This window comes from Streptomyces sp. NPDC057287, assembly GCF_042667905.1.
Classification (GTDB): Bacteria; Actinomycetota; Actinomycetes; order Streptomycetales; family Streptomycetaceae; genus Streptomyces.
The window spans coordinates 100,371-117,395 of the sequence record NZ_JBHUYV010000003.1 but is presented as its reverse complement, the minus strand read 5'-3'; the positions used below and the strand labels follow the sequence as shown (position 1 = coordinate 117,395).

15 protein-coding genes are annotated in these 17,025 nt (G+C 72.0%); 7 read left to right on the top strand and 8 right to left on the bottom strand.

What is annotated here, in order from left to right; all coding sequences use genetic code 11:
* Window positions 1–5: 5 nt before the first annotated feature.
* Window positions 6–896 carry an ADP-ribosylglycohydrolase family protein gene (locus tag ACFUNE_RS07095; protein ID WP_383563378.1) on the bottom strand — a complete coding sequence of 297 codons (891 nt, stop codon included), beginning with the start codon at window positions 894–896 and terminating at the stop codon, window positions 6–8.
* A 53-nt stretch (window positions 897–949) separates the two neighbouring features.
* On the bottom strand, window positions 950–2,059 hold the full coding sequence (locus tag ACFUNE_RS07090; RefSeq protein WP_383563375.1) for a ferritin-like domain-containing protein: 1,110 nt from the start codon (window positions 2,057–2,059) through the stop codon (window positions 950–952).
* Between the two features lie 190 nt (window positions 2,060–2,249).
* Here ACFUNE_RS07090 and ACFUNE_RS07085 point away from each other — a divergent pair, with 190 nt between their 5' ends.
* From ACFUNE_RS07085 to ACFUNE_RS07065, 5 genes are all read left to right on the top strand, one after another.
* Window positions 2,250–3,185 carry a diiron oxygenase gene (locus tag ACFUNE_RS07085; RefSeq protein ID WP_383563372.1) on the top strand — a complete coding sequence of 312 codons (936 nt, stop codon included), beginning with the start codon at window positions 2,250–2,252 and terminating at the stop codon, window positions 3,183–3,185.
* An 83-nt stretch (window positions 3,186–3,268) separates the two neighbouring features.
* Window positions 3,269–4,030, top strand: coding sequence for a TetR/AcrR family transcriptional regulator (locus ACFUNE_RS07080; protein ID WP_383563369.1), 762 nt, complete (start codon window positions 3,269–3,271; stop codon window positions 4,028–4,030).
* A 24-nt stretch (window positions 4,031–4,054) separates the two neighbouring features.
* Entirely contained in the window at window positions 4,055–4,330 is a 276-nt protein-coding gene (locus ACFUNE_RS07075) for a hypothetical protein (RefSeq protein ID WP_383563366.1), read from the top strand.
* 71 nt (window positions 4,331–4,401) lie between these two features.
* Window positions 4,402–7,047 (top strand): PQQ-binding-like beta-propeller repeat protein, encoded by a 2,646-nt coding sequence (locus tag ACFUNE_RS07070; RefSeq protein ID WP_383563363.1) that lies wholly within the window; start codon window positions 4,402–4,404, stop codon window positions 7,045–7,047.
* Between the two features lie 151 nt (window positions 7,048–7,198).
* Window positions 7,199–8,374 carry an NlpC/P60 family protein gene (locus ACFUNE_RS07065; protein ID WP_383563360.1) on the top strand — a complete coding sequence of 392 codons (1,176 nt, stop codon included), beginning with the start codon at window positions 7,199–7,201 and terminating at the stop codon, window positions 8,372–8,374.
* Between the two features lie 70 nt (window positions 8,375–8,444).
* Here ACFUNE_RS07065 and ACFUNE_RS07060 read toward each other — a convergent pair whose 3' ends face one another.
* From ACFUNE_RS07060 to ACFUNE_RS07040, 5 genes are read right to left on the bottom strand one after another with little or no spacing between them, the layout of a single operon-like run.
* Window positions 8,445–9,686: a styrene monooxygenase/indole monooxygenase family protein gene (locus ACFUNE_RS07060; RefSeq protein ID WP_383563357.1), complete on the bottom strand. Its 1,242-nt coding sequence runs from the start codon at window positions 9,684–9,686 to the stop codon at window positions 8,445–8,447.
* 37 nt (window positions 9,687–9,723) lie between these two features.
* Complete coding sequence (locus ACFUNE_RS07055) at window positions 9,724–10,374, bottom strand: ATP/GTP-binding protein (RefSeq protein WP_383563354.1); 651 nt, start codon at window positions 10,372–10,374, stop codon at window positions 9,724–9,726.
* Window positions 10,355–10,768 carry a DUF742 domain-containing protein gene (locus ACFUNE_RS07050; RefSeq protein WP_103513691.1) on the bottom strand — a complete coding sequence of 138 codons (414 nt, stop codon included), beginning with the start codon at window positions 10,766–10,768 and terminating at the stop codon, window positions 10,355–10,357. Before ACFUNE_RS07050 ends, ACFUNE_RS07055 begins: the two co-directional genes overlap by 20 nt.
* Entirely contained in the window at window positions 10,765–11,244 is a 480-nt protein-coding gene (locus ACFUNE_RS07045; RefSeq protein ID WP_383563351.1) for a roadblock/LC7 domain-containing protein, read from the bottom strand. Before ACFUNE_RS07045 ends, ACFUNE_RS07050 begins: the two co-directional genes overlap by 4 nt.
* The gene (locus ACFUNE_RS07040; protein WP_383563348.1) at window positions 11,241–14,138 is read right to left on the bottom strand and encodes a nitrate- and nitrite sensing domain-containing protein; all 2,898 of its coding nucleotides are present in this window, start codon (window positions 14,136–14,138) and stop codon (window positions 11,241–11,243) included. The genes ACFUNE_RS07045 and ACFUNE_RS07040 overlap by 4 nt, the downstream gene beginning before the upstream one ends.
* 371 nt (window positions 14,139–14,509) lie before the next feature.
* On the opposite strand from ACFUNE_RS07040, the gene ACFUNE_RS07035 reads away from it, so the two are divergent.
* Window positions 14,510–15,295 carry a protein phosphatase 2C domain-containing protein gene (locus ACFUNE_RS07035; RefSeq protein ID WP_383563344.1) on the top strand — a complete coding sequence of 262 codons (786 nt, stop codon included), beginning with the start codon at window positions 14,510–14,512 and terminating at the stop codon, window positions 15,293–15,295.
* Window positions 15,296–15,317: 22 nt separating this feature from the next.
* Here the strand turns inward: ACFUNE_RS07035 and ACFUNE_RS07030 are convergent, their stop codons facing one another.
* Window positions 15,318–15,815, bottom strand: a complete 498-nt coding sequence (locus tag ACFUNE_RS07030) for a MarR family winged helix-turn-helix transcriptional regulator (protein WP_383563342.1) — start codon at window positions 15,813–15,815, stop codon at window positions 15,318–15,320.
* A 414-nt stretch (window positions 15,816–16,229) separates the two neighbouring features.
* Here ACFUNE_RS07030 and ACFUNE_RS07025 point away from each other — a divergent pair, with 414 nt between their 5' ends.
* Window positions 16,230–16,982 carry a polysaccharide deacetylase family protein gene (locus ACFUNE_RS07025; RefSeq protein ID WP_383564147.1) on the top strand — a complete coding sequence of 251 codons (753 nt, stop codon included), beginning with the start codon at window positions 16,230–16,232 and terminating at the stop codon, window positions 16,980–16,982.
* Window positions 16,983–17,025: the final 43 nt, after the last annotated feature.

Sequence of the window (17,025 nt, the reverse complement as noted above, 5' to 3'; positions counted from 1 at the left end):
TGCCGTCAGTTCAGCGGTTCCCTCCGCTGCCGCCACTCCGCGGGAGCGCCCTCCACCCCGGTCCGCGCCCCGACGACGCCGCCGGTGATCGCGCAGGTCGTGTCCACGTCCCCGAAGCCCTCGGCCGTGGACCACAGGGCTCCCTCCAGGTCGTCCGGGTGCCGGGCGGCCGTCCACAGCGCGAACGGCACCGTGTCGTCGGCCCTGATCCGCCGCCCGTTGCCCAGGAGATCGGCGGCCTTCCACGGCTCCGTGGCGAACGGCACCTCGGCGGCACGGAGCACTCCGTCCCGCACGAGGCCCTCCGGTGTCCGCCCGGCGACGGCCTCCAGCGTGAACTCCCCGCGTACGGAGAGCGCCGCGGCCACGGCGACCGCCACCGCGCCGGCGACGCCCTCCGGATGGGCGTGGGTGACGACCGCCGAGAGCGCGGCCTGTTCGGCGGCGTGGCCGAGGTCCGTGTGGAAGCGGGCCCCGAGCGGGGCGACCCGCATCGCCGCGCCGTTGCCGAGACTGCCCCCCTCGAAGAGCCCGGGTGCCAGAGTGCGCCAGTCGCCCGGCGAGGTCAGCAGCTCCGGGAGCAGGATGTGCATGCCGTGTCCGTAGCCACGGGCCTGGTCCGCGTCGAAGGCCTGGGCGTAGTACAGGGCGAGCCTGTCCTGTTCGACCTCCCCGTGTTCGTCCAGGACCCGTTGCAGGGCGAGCGCCAGCGCGGTGTCGTCGGTCCAGTGCCACACCGGCTCGTGCGGGGTCCGGCGCGCCCGGACCTCGGCGTACGCCTGCCGGGGTGGCCGGAAGAGCGGGAACCAGCGCTCACCGAAGGCGTCGCCGAGGGCGAGTGCTTCGAGGCTGCGGCGTGCGGCGGCACGGTCCCCCGTGACGGTGGTCGGGCTCATGCGGCCATCCTCATCCGGCGCCCCGTCGGCGTACACCCGTTTTCCGGGCGCGCTCAGCCCTGCGCGCCGCCCTCCGCTATCGCCTCGGCGACCTCCCCGACCCGCGCCTGCTCCTCCACGGCGAAGCGGTCCCGGTCCAGCTGCTCGGCGATCTCCTCGTCCTGGGCCATCAGCAGGTCCAGATTCGAGTCCCCCAGCTCGAACACACCCATGTCGACGTAGGCCTTCTGGAGCCGTTCGCCCCAGAGGCCGATGTCCTTGACGCAGGGGACGATCCGGCTGAACAGCAGCTTGCGGAAGAGCTGGAGGTACTCCGAGTGCTCGGAGAGGTCCTTGGCCTCCTGCTTGCCTATGCCGAAGTTCTCCAGCACCTCGACGCCGCTGAGGCGGTCGCGCATCAGGTAGCAGCCCTCGATGACGAACTCCTCGCGCTCGCGCAGTTCGGCGTCGCTCAGCTGCTTGTAGTAGTCGCGCAGGGCCATGCGCCCGAAGGCCACGTGCCGGGCCTCGTCCTGCATGACGTAGGCCAGGATCTGCTTGGGCAGCGGCCTGGTGGTGGTGTCGCGGATCATGCCGAACGCGGCGAGTGCCAGCCCTTCGATGAGGACCTGCATGCCGAGGTAGGGCATGTCCCAGCGGGAGTCTCGCAGGGTGTCACCGAGCAGCCCCTGGAGACTGTCGTTGACCGGGTAGAGCATCCCGACCTTCTCGTGCAGGAAGCGACCGTAGATCTCCGCGTGGCGCGCCTCGTCCATCGTCTGGGTCGCGGAGTAGAACTTCGCGTCCAGGTCGGGGACCGACTCCACGATCCGTGCGGCGCAGACCATGGCGCCCTGTTCACCGTGCAGGAACTGGCTGAACTGCCAGGAGGTGTAGTGCTTGCGCAGCTCGCCGCGGTCCCGCTCGGTCATCTTCGCCCAGTGCGGGGTGCCGTAGAGGGTGAGGGCCTCGTCCGGGGTGCCGAGCGGGTCGGCGGGATCGACCTCCAGGCTCCAGTCGATGCGCTTGTTGCCGTCCCACTGCTTGTCCTTGCCCTTCTGGTAGAGGGCGAGGAGGCGCTCGCGGCCGTCGTCGTAGTCCCAGTTGAACCGGGCCGCTCCGGAGGCGGGCACCTGCCATGTCGGGGCCGCGGGCGGGGTGATGTAGAGGTCGTGTGTCGACACGGACAGCTCCTTCGCCTGGCGAGGATCGTGCGATTCCGTGGTACTGACGTCAGTTGGCAGGTTCACACGTTGGTAGACGCGCGGTCAACAAGTCGTGCACAGGGGATTGACTGCCTTGCTGACAGGCAGTCTCATAATTCATGACCGGAAACCTGACCGCCGGTAACCCCTGTGCGAGGTGCCTTCAGCCATGACGACCGTGACCGACGAGGACATCCAGGCGCTGCGCGACGCGCTCGGCCCGCTCAAGGACCGCGAACAGGTCGCGGCCCGCCTGCTCGAGGCCTCGGCCAAGCACTCCTTCGATCCGGACACCGAGCTGGACTGGGATTCGCCGGCCGAGGACGGCAAGTGGTTCTGGCCACCGGAGCTGGTCTCCCTCTACGACACCCCGCTGTGGCGGAAGATGTCGGAGGACCAGCGGATGGAGCTGGCCCGGCACGAGGCGGCGTCGCTGGCCTCGCTCGGGATCTGGTTCGAGATCATCCTGATGCAGCTGCTCGTCCGGCACATCTACGACAAGTCCGTGACCAGCAAGCACGTCCGGTACGCCCTCACGGAGATAGCCGACGAGTGCCGGCACTCCATGATGTTCGCCCGCATGATCGAGTGGGGCGGGGCTCCCAGCTACCCGGTCCCCCGGCGCTACCACAACCTGGCGCGGGTGCTGAAGACCATCTCCACCACCCCGGGCTCCTTCGCCGCGACCCTGCTCGGCGAGGAGATCCTGGACTGGATGCAGCGGCTCACCTTCCCCGACGAGCGCGTCCAGTCGCTCGTGCGCGGAGTGACCCGCATCCATGTCGTCGAGGAGGCCCGGCACGTGCGCTACGCACGGGAGGAGCTGCGCCGCCAGATGGTCACCGCGCCGCACTGGGAGCGCCGGCTCACCCGGATCAACTGCGGGGAGGCGGCCCGCGTCTTCTCCGTCTGCTTCGTCAACCCGCAGGTCTACGACAACGTGGGCCTGGACCGGCACGAAGCCGTCGCGCAGGTGAAGGCGAGCGGCCACCGGGCGGAGGTCATGCAGACGGGGGCGAAGCGGCTCACCGACTTCTTCGACGACATCGGTGTGCTCAACGGGGTGGGACGCAGGCTGTGGAAGAGCTCGGGTCTGCTGGCCTGAAGCCGTCCCCGGCCGGGCGGCAGGGGGCGCCGGCACCTCGCGACGCCGCCCCCTGCGCGCCGGTCGGCCTTAGGCTTCGGGGTATGACCTCCGCACCCGCAGCACCGCCGGCCCGCGCGTACCGACGGCTCGGTGTCGAGGAGCGCCGCGCCCAACTGCTCGGCGCGGCACTCACGCTCTTCGCCCACCGGGCGCCGGACGACGTGTCCATCGACGAGGTGGCGGCCGCGGCCGGGGTGTCCCGCCCCCTGGTCTACCGCTACTTCCCCGGCGGCAGACAGCAGTTGTACGAGGCCGCCCTCGGATCGGCCGCCGAGCAGCTGACGCTCTGCTTCGCGGAACCCGCCGTCGGCCCGCCCACCGAGCGCGTGAGCCGGGTCCTGGACCGGTACCTCGGCTTCGTCGACCAGCACGACGCCGGGTTCAGCGCGCTGCTGCGCGGCGGAAGCGTGGCCGAGACCTCGCGGACGTCGACGATCGTGGACGGCGTGCGCCGGTCGGCCGCCGAGCAGATCCTGCTCCACCTCGGCCGGGGCGGCGGTCAGGGGCAGGAGCCCGCCGGGCCGCGCCTGCGGATGATGGTGCGCACCTGGATCGCGGCCGTGGAGGCGGCGTCCCTGATCTGGCTGGACGAGGGGAAGCGACCGGACGCCTCCGACCTGCGGGGCTGGCTGGTCGACCATCTGATGGCCCTGCTCGCGGCCACCGCCGCCTCGGACGAGGAGACGGGGACCGTGGTGGCGGAGCTGCTGGGCAAGGAGACCGCCGACGGCCCCGCCGGACGGCTGGCGACGCTGATCATCCCGGTGGCCGGCCGGGCCGCGCACCTGCTGCCGCCGGGCTGAGGGTCCCTGGGTCAGACTGGCCCGGTGAAAAGCGAGAACACGCCCTTCCGCGGCGGCCCCCTGGACGGCCGGGTCCTGCCCGTCCTGCTCGGACCGACCGGCCATCCGCCGAAGTGGTACGAGGTCCCGGTGCCGGACGCCGACGGTGGCCCCGCCACCGTGTACGCCTACCGGCGCGCCCCGGCCGGCCATTCGAAACGGCTCGGGCTCCAGCGCGGCTGGGTGTACGAGTACGCCCCCGACGGCCGGGAGCACTTCACCCCCAAGTGGCCCTGGACCAGGCGCCGCAGTGGGTCCTGAGCGTCATCAGGGCACGCGCCCGTAAGATCGGCGGTCAGGTGCCGAGGGCACGGTCACAAGGGGGGTGCGCCATGGAGGCGCTGCGTCAGGACGATCCACGCCGCTTCGGCCCGTACACCGCGCTGGCGCGCTTCCGCGAGAGTGCGAGCTCGGTGCACTACCTGGCCCGGGGCGCGGACGGCGACGATCTCGCCGTGGTGACCGCCGCACGCCCCGCCCTCGCCTCCGTACCCGCCTTCCGGCGCCGCTTCCGGTCCGAGGCCCGTACCGCCGAGCGTCTCGCCGGCGGCTGGGTGCAGCCTCCGCTCGCCGCGCCGGAGGACGACGCGCTGTGGACGGCGGCGGCCTACGTGCCCGCGGTGACGCTCGCCGAGGCGATCGGTCTCGCCGGTCCGCTGCCCGAGCGTGCCGTGCGGATAATCGGTGCCGGCCTGGCCGAGACCCTCTCCCGGGTGCACGCCACCGGGGCAGTGCTTCAGGGGCTGGCGCCGGAGACGGTGCTCCTGGCCGCGGACGGGCCCCGGCTCACCGCGTTCGGGCCCCTGGGGGCGGCGGCCTCCGCCGAGTCCCGGGAGAGCGGACAGCTGTCGGTGCGGCTGGGCTATCTCACCCCGGAGCAGGTGGAGGGCGAGGAGGCCGGCCCGGCGTCCGACCTGTTCGTCCTGGGCCTGCTGCTGGCGTACGCGGCGACCGGGACGACTCCGCTCGCCGACGGACCCGCCGACGAGGCGGCCGAGCGCATCGCGCACGGCTCGGCGGAACTGGGCTCGGTGCCGGACGAGTTGCGCGCGCTGATCGCGGGCTGCCTCGCGAAGGACCCGGACGACCGGCCCGGTGCGGGAGCGGTGGCGGCGGAGCTGGCGCTGGAGGGCGCGGCCGGCCTCGCCAAGGGCGGCTGGCTCCCCGGACCGCTGTCGGCCGCGGTGGCGGACCAGGCCGCCCGCGCGCGAGCCCTGGAGCCTCCGGCCGACCCGGTTCAGGAGCCTCCGGTGAACCCGGTCGAGGACGCGGTCCCCGCCGCCGAGGGGACGCCCACGGACGAAGTGCCCACGGACGGCGCCTCGACCGGCGGCGCGGTCACGGACGGGGCGCAGGGCTACGGGGACATCGGCGAGGACAGCCGGACGACGCGCTTCCTGGGAACCGGCGCACGCGTGCCGCAGTCCGACCGCGCGACGACCCAGCTCGCCCTCCCCCACGAAGCGACCGGCACCGCGCCCCCGCGCCCCGCCGCAGCCGCCCTGCCACCGGCACCCCAACCCGCACCCGCACCCGCACCCGCACAGCCGTACCCCTACGCGTACCCGGCTGCCACCACGCCCCCGGCACTGCCCGCGCCCGCCCCGCTCCCCCTGCCCGCCACCGCACCGGCCGCCGCGCCCCGCGCCGAGTCCGCGCCGGGCACCAGCCGGCGGGCGCTGCTCACCGCTGTCGCCGCCGGTGCGGCAGGGCTGGTCCTGGGCGGAGCCGCCGTCTCCGCCCTCGGGTCGGACGAGCCCGCCTCCGCCGCCGACGACAAACCGGCCGGCAGGACCGGCCCCACCGTCCCCGGCCGGGCCCCGGATCCCCGGTGGATCTACACCCACCCGGCCGCCTCGCCGGCTCCGCTCACCGCCGGCATCTGGCGGGACAGGCTGCTGGTACTGACGGACGAGACACGGGCGACCGCCGTCGACCTGCGGACCGGGCGGAAGATCTGGGAGCGTGCCGACGCCGCGGGCGCCCAGGCGGTCCTGGCGGCCGGCGACGGCCTGTGTTTCCTGGCGAGTCCGACCGAGTTCCTCTGGCTGTCGCCGAAGGACGGGCGGATCGAACACCGGGTGCGGTTCGTGGACCAGTTCACCGGCGTCCCGAACATGAAGGTGGGCACGCTCACCGGTCTGTCCGGATCCGTCCTCTGGTTCACCGGCTCCCACACCGTGACCGTGAAGGCGCCCAAGCCGAAGAAGGGCAAGAAGCCCGGCAAGGACACCCAGGCGGTCAAGGCGTACCTCTTCGCGTACGACATCGTCCGGCGCAAGGAGCTCTGGCGCGCCGCCGTCCCCGCGGGCCGTGCTCCCGGCACCCCGGTCCACCGCCTGACCGCCGTCAGGGACACCGACCTCGTCGTGCGCCAGGACGCCGGCACGCTCACCCCCGCCGATGCCGCGGCGGGCAAGGGCAAGGCGTCCTTCCGGTGCTTCGACCGCGCCACGGGAAAGCTGCTGTGGACCCGTCAGTTCGGCACCGTCACACCCACCGGCTCGGCGGTCGGTGACGAGGACGGACGGCTGTACGGCGCGGTGGGCGACGATCTGCAGGCGTTCGAGACCGGCACCGGAAAGCCGGTCTGGACCCTCAACGGCACGGCGGCGTCCGTCTTCGGCACCCCCGTCCCGGCGGGGGCGGTGCTCCACACCACCAACCGCAACCAGGAGGTCGCCGCCGTCGAGCGGGCGACCGGGAAGCTGCTCTGGCGGCGTTCCACCGAGGTTCCGCTCGGCGACTACGCCCCCGCCATCGCGCTCAGCGGCGGCGGAAAGACCCTGCTCGCCGCGGACGGCTCGCAGGTGACCGCGTTCGGCGCGGCGGACGGACGCCGGCTGTGGAAGTTCCAGGACAACGGGGCCCGGGACCCGAAGGGCGCCACCGTCACCGCGTGGTACCGGGTGCTGGCCGCCGGGAGGACGACGGTCGTCCAGAGGGAACGGGCCTTCTACGCCTTCCCCCTGGCGTGACGTCCGCGCGTCCTCCGTTCGGGGTGCGCCCTGGGCGGCGCGCGGGACGGTCCTTGCATCACCTCCGGCCGAGTGACCGGATGGTCGAGATCCGACCATTTGTGGGGTAGTCCGATTAATCGGCATCACCCCTGTCACCGGAGGTGATGTCGTGTCAGGAAGACTCGTACGTACCCTCTGCACGGCGGCGCTGGCCGCGGTCGTCGCCGCCTCCCCCGCCCTCGCCGAGCCTGCCGGACCCGGCCGCGGCACCACCGGGCCGCCGACGGGGCCGGGCCCCGCTCCGGCTGCCGGAGCGGCGCCGCAGAGCGTGGCGGGGCTGCTGAAGCAGTTGCAGACGCTCTACCGGACGGCCGAGGAGGCCGGCGAGCTCTACAACGGCACCGAGGAGGAGCTGAAGAAGCGTACGGCCGAGGCCGGGAGACTGCGGGCCGAGCTCGCCAGGGCCCGGACGGCACTGGACTCGGGCCGCCGTGACGCCGGGCGGCTGGCGCGTGACCAGTACCAGGGGCACACGGACTTCTCCGTCTATCTGCGCCTGCTGCTCGCCGATGACCCGGCGCGCGCCCTGGAGCAGACCCACGTCATCGAGCGGGCCCAAGCCGGCCGGTCGGCCGTGGTGGACCGGCTGACCGGCGCGGAGAAGCACGCCGAGAAACTGGCGGCCAGGTCCCGGACGGCGCAGGACCGGCAGCGGGCACTGGCCACGCAGCGGAAGAAGCAGCGCGACACCGTGGAGACCCGGCTGAAGGGCATCGAGGCGATGCTGGCCTCGCTGTCCGCGGAGCAACTCACGGCCCTGTCGGCACTGGAGCGGAAGAACGTCGGCGAGGCACAGGACGCGCTGACCGCCTCGGGGGCACTCAGCTCCGTCCGGCCGCCGTCCGAGGAGGGCGGCGAGGCAGTGCGGTTCGCGGTCGAGCAGATCGGCAAGCCGTACGTCTGGGGCGCCGAGGGGCCGGAATCCTACGACTGCTCCGGGCTCACCTCGCAGGCCTGGTCGGACGCGGGGCGGACGATTCCGCGGACGTCGCAGGAGCAGTGGCGGGAGCTGCCGAAGGTTCCGGTCGGCTCGCTGCGCCCCGGTGACCTGGTGGTCTACTTCCCGAAGGCGACGCACGTGGCGCTGTACATCGGCAACGGCCTCGTCGTGCAGGCTCCCAGGCCCGGGGCCTTGGTGAAGGTGTCCCCCCTCGCGTCCAACCCCCTGCTGGGCGCGGTCCGCCCGGATCCGGACAGCGAGCCGCTGAGCGCGTACACCCTGCCGGAGCTGCCCGACGACGCCACCTCGGGGTCGGACACGGGGTACGACGCCCCGGACGCATGAGAACCGGGCCGTCACATCCGTCCGTGTCTGCGTGACGGAGGTGACGGCCCGGTTCCTGAGCGCGTGGGTGTCAGCCCTGGGCGCCGGTGAGCGAGGCGAGGTACGCGTTCGTCTTCTCGGGCTCGAAGAAGAAGTTGTCGAAGTCCGCCGGGTTGTTGAACCCGTTGGCGAAGCGGTCGGCGGCCGGTTGGAGCTGACCGGAGGCACCGATCAGGTTCAGCACGTGCTCCGGCGGCGGCCCGAGCATCGCGTTCGTCCACTTCACGACGTGCTGCGTGTTCTCCCAGTGACGCTCGAAGGTGGCTTCCATCCACTCCTCGTCGAACGGACGGTCGCCGTGCTCGAGGATCGAGTGCAGGTAGGAGTGCGCGCACTTGGACGCGGTGTTGGAACCCTGGCCGGTGATCGGGTCGTTGGCGACGACCACGTCCCCGACGCCGAGGACCAGGCCACCGCCGGGCAGCCGACCGACGGGCTTGCGGACGGTCGGGGCGTAACGGCCCGCCAGTGTGGCGTTGGCGTCGGTCAGCTCGACCTTGGTGGCGCGCGCGTATTCCCACGGGGTGTACTGCTCCATGAGCTCCAACGTCCTGGCCAGGTGCTCCGACGGGTCCTTGATGCCCTGGAAGGCATCGAGGGGACCGCCGGGGATGCCCTCCCAGAACAGGATGTCCGCGCGGCCCGACGTCGTCAGGGTCGGCATGATGAAGAGCTCACCGACGCCCGGGACCAGGTTGCAGCGCACCGCGTCGAACTCGGGGTGCTCCGGGCGGGGGCCCAGACCGTGGACGTAGGCGACGGCCAGCGCGCGCTGCGGGGCATCGTACGGCGAACGGGAGGCGTCCCGGCCGAACATGGAGACCAGCTCGCCCTTGCCGGCGGAGACCATCACCAGGTCGTACGTACGGGAGAAGTAGTCCAGGTCGGAGACCGCGGCACCGTGGATGACGAGCTGCCCCCCGCGCTGGGCGAAGGTCTCCATCCAGCCGGCCATCTTCACGCGCTGGTCGACGGACTGGGCGAAGCCGTCCAGCTTGCCCACCCAGTCGATGACGCGCGAGGAGTCGGGCCCGGCGACCGAGACGCCGACACCCTCGATCTGCGGGGCCTGCGACTCCCAGAAGTTGAGCTGCAGGTCGCGCTCGTGCTGGAGGGCCGTGTGGAACATGCACTGCGTCGACATGACCCGGCCGGACCGGATCTCGTCCGCGGTGCGATTGGACATCAGGGTGACTTCGTACCCGTTGGACTGCAGTCCGAGGGCCAGCTGAAGACCGGACTGGCCGGCTCCGACTATGAGTATCTTCCGCATCGCGGTTCTCCGTTACGTGTACTGGGTGCGTCTGTCGTTACTCGGGGGCGACGTCGAGTGCGTGGCCCACCAGGGCGAGCAGCGACTCGACGACGGTGATCCTCTTACGCGCATCCATGATCACAACAGGCACGTGCGGAGCTATGGTCAGGGCCTCCCTGACATCGGCCTCCTCGAAACCGGGCGACCCCTCGAAGTGGTTGACCGCCACGATGTAGGGGAGGCCGCAGCTCTCGAAGTAGTCGAGCGCGGCGAAGCAGTCGGCGAGCCGCCGTGTGTCGGCCAGGACGACGGCACCGATCGCGCCGCGCACCAGGTCGTCCCACATGAACCAGAAGCGCTGCTGACCGGGGGTCCCGAAGACGTACAGGACGAGGTCGTCGTCGAGCGTGAGACGGCCGAAGTCCATCGCGACGGTCGTGGTGACCTTGTCGGGCGTGGCCGTGAGGTCGTCGGTCTCCTCGCTGGCCTGCGTCATCAGCGCTTCGGTCTGCAGCGGGGTTATCTCGGAGACCGAGCCGACGAACGTCGTCTTGCCCACGCCGAATCCGCCCGCGACCACGATCTTGGTGGCGATCGGCGCGCGCGTGTGGTCGAGCTGCCAGGACTGGACCGATTCCTCGGGCCGGTCCTGCGGACCCCGCTGACGTGGGGTGGAGAGCGGCGCCTCAGAGACGACGGAGTCCATTGAGCACCCTTTCGAGCAGCGCGCGGTCGGGCTGGCCGGTGCCGTGACCGGTCCCGTAGACGCGGATCTTTCCTTGGTCGGCCAAGTCGCTGAGCAGCACCCGCACGACACCGAGCGGCATCTTCAGCAGGGCCGAGATCTCCGCGACCGTACGCATGCGGCGGCAGAGTTCGACGATGGCGTGCAGCTCCGGCATGACCCGCGAGGCGAGGTTGCCGTTCGTGAGCTCGCGGCGCTCCTCGGGAGCGTCCAGCGCGGCCACGAACGTCTCGACGAGCAGGACGTGGCCGAAGCGGGTCCGGCCGCCGGTGAGGGAGTACGGACGGACCCGTGCGGCCTTGCGGTCGGCACCCCTGACGGGGAGTTTTCGTACGGGTTCAGCAGCTGACGTCACTGGGTGCTCTCCATCGATTTGCGCAGCTCACTGCGGAGTTCGGGGGTGAGTACGTGTCCGGCACGGCCGACGAAGAGCGCCATGTGGTAGGCGATGACACTCATGTCGCAGTCAGCGGTGGCGTGTACACCGAGCAGCGATCCGTCACTGATCGACATGACGAAGACGCTGCCCTCGTCCATCGCGACCATCGTCTGCTTGACGCCGCCGCCGTCCATCAGTTTGGCGGCGCCTATCGTGAGGGAACCGATGCCGGAGACGATGGTGGCGAGGTCGGCGCTGGAACCCCTGGGGCCCGTATGCCGTTCCGCCGTCCTGGCCGCCGCGAGACCGGGGTCCGAGGAGAGCAGCATCAGCCCGTCGGACGAGACGACGGTGACGGAATGGACCCCGGGCACCTCCTCCACGAGATTGCTCAGCAACCAGTGAAGATTCCGGGCCTCGGTGCTCAGCCCGAATGTGCTGGGCGCAGTCAACTGCGTGCCTCCTCGACTGTGTCCCCCGTCTCATCGATACGACCGTCGGTACGGTCGTGGTCGGTCTGTGCGCCGCTGTCGGCGATCTCGGCCTCGACATCGCGGCGGCCGTCCTTCGCGCCCTGGTGGAAGCCTCCGAGCCGGCGACGCAGGGCGTCCTTGTCCAGGCTGCCCTTCCGCTCGGTGACCGGGGCCGACGGAGCGGCGGCGATCCTGGGGGTGCGCTTGGGCAGCCCCTTGTCGGTGAGGCGCTCGGGCGAAGGCGCCGGGTCGGGCACCTCCTCGCCGATTCCGGTCAGCGGCTGCCGGGGGGCCGGAACGGCTTCGGCGGCCGGAGCGGGTGCCGTGGCGGGACTGGTGTCGGCGGCGCGCTCGTGGCGGTCGGGCCCGATGGCGTACGGGCTCGGCGCGTCCCTCTTCGCGTCCTTCTGCGCGTCCTTCTGCGTGGGGAGCCGGACCTGCATGGTGGTCTCGGCGTCGGGCTCCTCGTCGGCGGAGGGCGCGGGCGTGGCGGAAGGCGTTGGCGCGGCGGGGACCGCGGGCTCGGTGTCGGCCGTGGGCTCGGCGGGAGCCGGGACAGAGGCGGGCTCGGTCGCCACCGGCTGCGACGCGGCGGGCTCCGTGCCCGCCGCCTCCAGGGTCCGCTCCGCGGCCGCGATCAGCGGGTCCCCGGCGGCCAGGGCCGAACGGGGCGGCAACGCGTTGGAGTTGGCCTCGGCCACCGATCCCGGAAGGTTCAGGGCGGGCGCGTCCCCCGGCAGCGTGACGGGCGGCGGGGAGGCCGCCGGCGGCGCCTTGGGCAGCAGCGCCTGCGGAAGAACGACGACCGCGGTCACCCCGCTCCCCTTCTGTTCGCGCAGCTGCACTCGTACGCCGTGGCGGGCAGCCAGCAGCGAGGTCACCTGAAGACCCAGCCCGGCCCCGTCCGCGGCCTGTTCGCCCGCTTCGAAGGATGCCGGGTCGGCCAGCCTGGCATTGAGTTCGCCCATCCGGACCGCCGACATGCCGATGCCCTCGTCCTGCACGGAGAGCATCACCTCCCCGGTCTCCAGCAGCCAGCCGGAGAGCTCGACATGGGAGTCGGGCGGCGAGAAGGACGTCGCGTTCTCCAGGAGTTCGGCCACGAGGTGGCTCAGGTCGTCGGCGGCGAAGCCCGCGACCTGGGAGTGCGGCGGCAGCGACTGGATGGTGACCCGCTCGTACCGCTCGATCTCGCTGACCGCGGCGCGCAGTACGTCGACGAGCGGGATCGGGCCCGAGTGCCCCTGGTTGTGGTCGGTGCCGGCGAGGACCAGCATGTTCTCGCTGTGGCGCCGCATGACGGTGGCCATGTGGTCCAGCTTGAAGAGGGTCGCGAGGCGCTCGGGGTCCTGCTCGCGCTCCTCCAGTCCCTCGATGACGCCGAGCTGGCGCTCGACCAGGCCGAGGGTGCGCAGCGACAGGTTGACGAAGGTGTGGTGGACCGTGTTCCGCAGCCGCTCGAGCTGCCCGGAGAGCTCCGCCACCCTGACCTGGAGCTCGGCCCGCTGGAGCGTGAGGGCCTCGCGGCCCGCGACCAGTTCGTCCCGCTCGGTCTGCATGGTCCCGAGCCGGCCGGCGACGTCGTGGTGCAGGCCGTGCAGCTTTCCGTGCAGGGCGTTGATGGACCGTACGACCTGCGCGAACTCGTCGTTGCGCCCGGTGTAGCGGATCGGTTCGGCGGTCTCGGGTTCGGCGGCGATCCGGCCGGCCCCGATCCGCAGGACGGCGAGCGGCTGGGTGAGGGTGCGGGCGACGGCCGTGGAGACACCGACGGCGATCAGCAGGCAGCCGCCGAGCAGGGCGAGCCGGAGCTCCAGTGCGGTGACGTCGTCGTCGCGCAGCAGCTCCAGGCGCTTGACCTGCGCGGTGCCCAGCGCGGACTCGACGCCGCGCATGCGGTCGATCCGTGCGGAGAGCGCGGCCTCGACCTTTGCGGGGTCGGCCGCCCGGTCCTCGTCCGACAGCTCGGGGCGGTCGGTGAACCGGGTGAGGTACCTCTCCGCCCTGGTGACCTCGGGGCCGGTGACCGTGGAGGCCAGCCGGTCCCGGGCGGAGGGCCCGGCGGACTGGTCGAAGTCGGCGAGGGAGGCGAGTTCGCGTACCCGTGCCTGCTGGGCGGCGGCGCTCAGCTCGTCGCGGTTGCGGTCGTCCTCGCTGCCGCCCTCGTCCTGGCTCTGCACGGGCAGGCCGGTGAACGGGTCGATCTGCTGCTGCTGCGGCTTGGTGCCGGGCACGGCGAGCGCGGCCAGGAGCAGGCCCCTGGCGGCCGAGGCCTGTTCGACGGCGCCGCCGAGGGCGAGCGGGGCACGGGTGGCGTCGGCGGCCCGCGGCGGGGTCTTCTCGGCGAGTTCGTCCGCGAGGTCGTGGAGCTTCTCGATGACCTCGGAGTAGGCCTGGTAGGCCTCCATCGCCGAGCCCTTGCCGGTGAGGGCGGTCCGGCGGAGCGAGGGGATCGCGGCGAGGTCCCGGCGCAGGGCTGCGGGCGCCGCCTCCCGGATCTCGTCGACCTGCTGGTCGACACGGGCCGCGGGGCTCGACGTGCCGTCGTCGCCGTCGTTGGGGTCCTCGTCCTCACGCCCGCCCGCGATGTGGGCGGTGACCTCGTCGCGCTCGTCCGCGAGGGAGTGCGCGAGGGTGATCGCCTGCTGGTTCAGCTCGGCGAGCGTGACCAGCCGCTGGGACTCGTTGAGATCGGAGGACGCGCCGAGGGCCGCCGGGGCGCCCGCCGCGATGACGGTGATCCCCACGACGGCGACGCCGGCGACGAGCCGGCTGCGTACCCGCGCGGTCCGCTTGGCGGCACCCGCTGCCTGAGGCATCGCCCCGGACTCCTCGCGCGTGCTGTCCTTGCTCCGAGGCCGCTTCTTCTGCACCGGTGCTCGCAATCTTGACTCGTCCGCCCTTGAAGCAGAGGTGACGCGCAGTCACGTGAATGGGCACCCCGCCCTGGTGGGCACCGTACGGCTTCCGACCATTCCAGCGCATTTGGGAGGGGGGCCGCGCATCAACCGCTCCGCCACTCGAACGAGTGAACATCAATCCGGAGTTGGCGAACAAGTCTCCCCACGGACGCCGCCGGGCATGCATGGACCACCGGGTGGAACTTCGCGCCCGGCTTTGGCAGTATGCCCGCCCGCATATGCGGGGAGCCCCGGGTTCCGGGCCCGGGGCCATTCTGACCTGCTGGTACGGTCCAACCCCGGGATCGTGCAGGCTCCGTGAAGGCATCGTGCAGACTGGCTGGATGCGCATCGAACTCGCCACCGAGCCGGGCAGCCCCGAACGCCCCAACGAGGACTGGGTATCGGCCATCGCCCCTGCGGGCGGCCGGGGTGGCGCCCTCGTCCTGCTGGACGGCGTGACGCCGCCCGCGGGCGGCGACGGCTGTGTGCACTCGGTCCCGTGGTTCACGGCACGGCTCGGAGGCACTCTGGCCGAACTGTCCGCTTCGCGGAGGGATCTGACGCTCACCGAGATCCTCGCGGAGTCCATCCGGCGCACCGCCGACACGCATCGTTCCCTCTGTGACCTTTCTCACCCCCGCACGCCTCAGGCAACGGTGGTCCTGGCGCGTTGGGACGACGAGAGGGTCGAGCACCTGGTGCTGTCCGACTCGGCCCTTCTCGTCGAGGGCCCCGACGGCACGGTCGGACCGCTGCTCGACGACCGCCTCGACCGGCTGCCGCCCGGCTCCCTCGCCTCGGAGGAGATCGCGGACGCGCGCGTACGGAACAAGGAGGGCGGCTTCTTCACGGCCGCCGCGGACCCTTCGGCGGCGTCACGCGCGGTGACCGGCGAGACGCCCCGGACGGAGGTCCGCGCGCTGGCGGCGCTGACCGACGGGGCGAGCCGCTGGACGGAGAAGTTCGGGGAGGGCGACTGGAAGGCCGCCCTGAGGGTGCTGCGGAAGGAAGGGCCCCAGGGGCTGATCGACCGCGTCAGGGAACTGGAGCGCGCCGACACCGACCGCGTGTACCTGCGTCGCGGCAAGACGCACGACGACGCGACGGCGGCCCTCGTCGAGCTGTAGTCCCGCACCTCCAGGACGTGCGTCACTCCTCGGCGCGCTCGTTGAAGTGATGCAGCAGGCGGGCCAGTTCCGCGACCTCGGTCCGGTCCCAGCCCGCGAGCTTCCGGGCGTAGCGGCCTCGTCGCGCGTCGCGGACGCTGCGGAACCGGGCGAGGCCCTCGTCGGTGAGACGGACCAGCGAGGCACGGCCGTCCGCCGGGTCGGTCTCCCGTGCCACCAGGCCGAGACCCTCCAGGGCACGCAGCTGACGGCTCATGGTCGCCTTGCCCACCCCGAAGTAGGCGGCGAGATCCGTGGCCCGCTGACTCCCGGCCGACTCCAGCCGCACGAGGAGCCCGTAGGCCGCGGCTTCCAGATCCGGGTGGACCTCGCGGGCCATCTCCCCCGAGGTGGCCCGTGCGCGGCGCAGAAAGACAGCCAACTCACGCTCCAGCGCGAGGAACTCATGGTCCACCACGCTCCCGGCCATGAAGCCGGGCTCACCGTCGCTTCCGCTCCCGTGCACGTCAGCACCCCTCATACGCTTTCCCGCCGATGAAAGTTTCTTTCGGCTCCGGCCATCTCCGCAGCTGAGCCCAGTATTTCGCAGGCGCGGGCCTCCGGCGGCGGCCGGACCCCCTTCCGGGCCGCGGGTCAGCGTGCGGCTTCGTCGCCGGACCCGGGCGGCCGGCGACCACGACCACCCGAGCAGCGCACCCGACCGCGTGGGGCCCGGCGCCGCCGCACGCGTCCTCAGGCGTTGGCGAGTGCCACCAGGTGGCGAGCCCCTGGCCGTGGGGTTTCGACGCCACCCCGAACCCGCTATGCACTGCACGTATACACCCTATGTATAGTCACGACGTGCCGCACCGCCGGTGTGCGGCCGACCCACGGGGAGTGACGTGCTGTGCCTGCTGTGCCTGCTGTGCCTGCTGTGCCTGCTGTGCCCGGAAAGATGACGTCCATCGGCAGAGGGTTGACCGCCGCCCTGGTGACGGCCCTCACACTCACGCTCGGCGGTTGCTCGATGGAGACCACGGCTCCCGGATCCGCCCGCGCCGACGCCGCCTCCGACGCCAAGGGGGCGTTCGGACCGGTGGACTGCCGCAAGGCAAAGTGCATCGCGCTGACGTTCGACGCAGGACCCGCGGAGGACACCCCGCACCTCCTGGACGTCCTCAAGGAGAAGAAGGTGCCGGCCACGTTCTTCCTCCTGGGGAAGAACCACGTCCTGAAGCACCCGGAGACGGTGCGGCGCATCGCCGACGAGGGCCACGAGGTCGCCAACCACACCTGGTCGCACGAGATCCTGACGGGCAAGAAGCCCGACGAGATACGGGCCGAGCTGGAGAAGACCCAGCTCGCGATAGAGCGGATCACCGGGAAGAAGCCCCGGCTGATGCGTCCTCCGCAGGGCCGCACCGACGACACCGTCTCCGGGATCTGCGAGGAGCTCGGGCTCTCCCAGATCCTGTGGAGCGCGACCGCCAAGGACTACTCCACGAACGACTCCGCGCTGATCAGGCAGCGGATACTCGACCAGGCGGGCAAGGACGGGGTCATCCTGCTGCACGACATCTACAAGGGGACGGTACCCGCGGTGCCGGGCATCATCGACACGCTGAAGGAGCGGGGGTACACCTTCGTGACCGTCCCCCAGCTGATGGCCCCCGCGGAGCCGGAGCCCGGCACGGTCTACCGCCCCTGACCCGTCCCGGCACGCGGAACGGCCCGCCCTCCGGGGGGAGAGC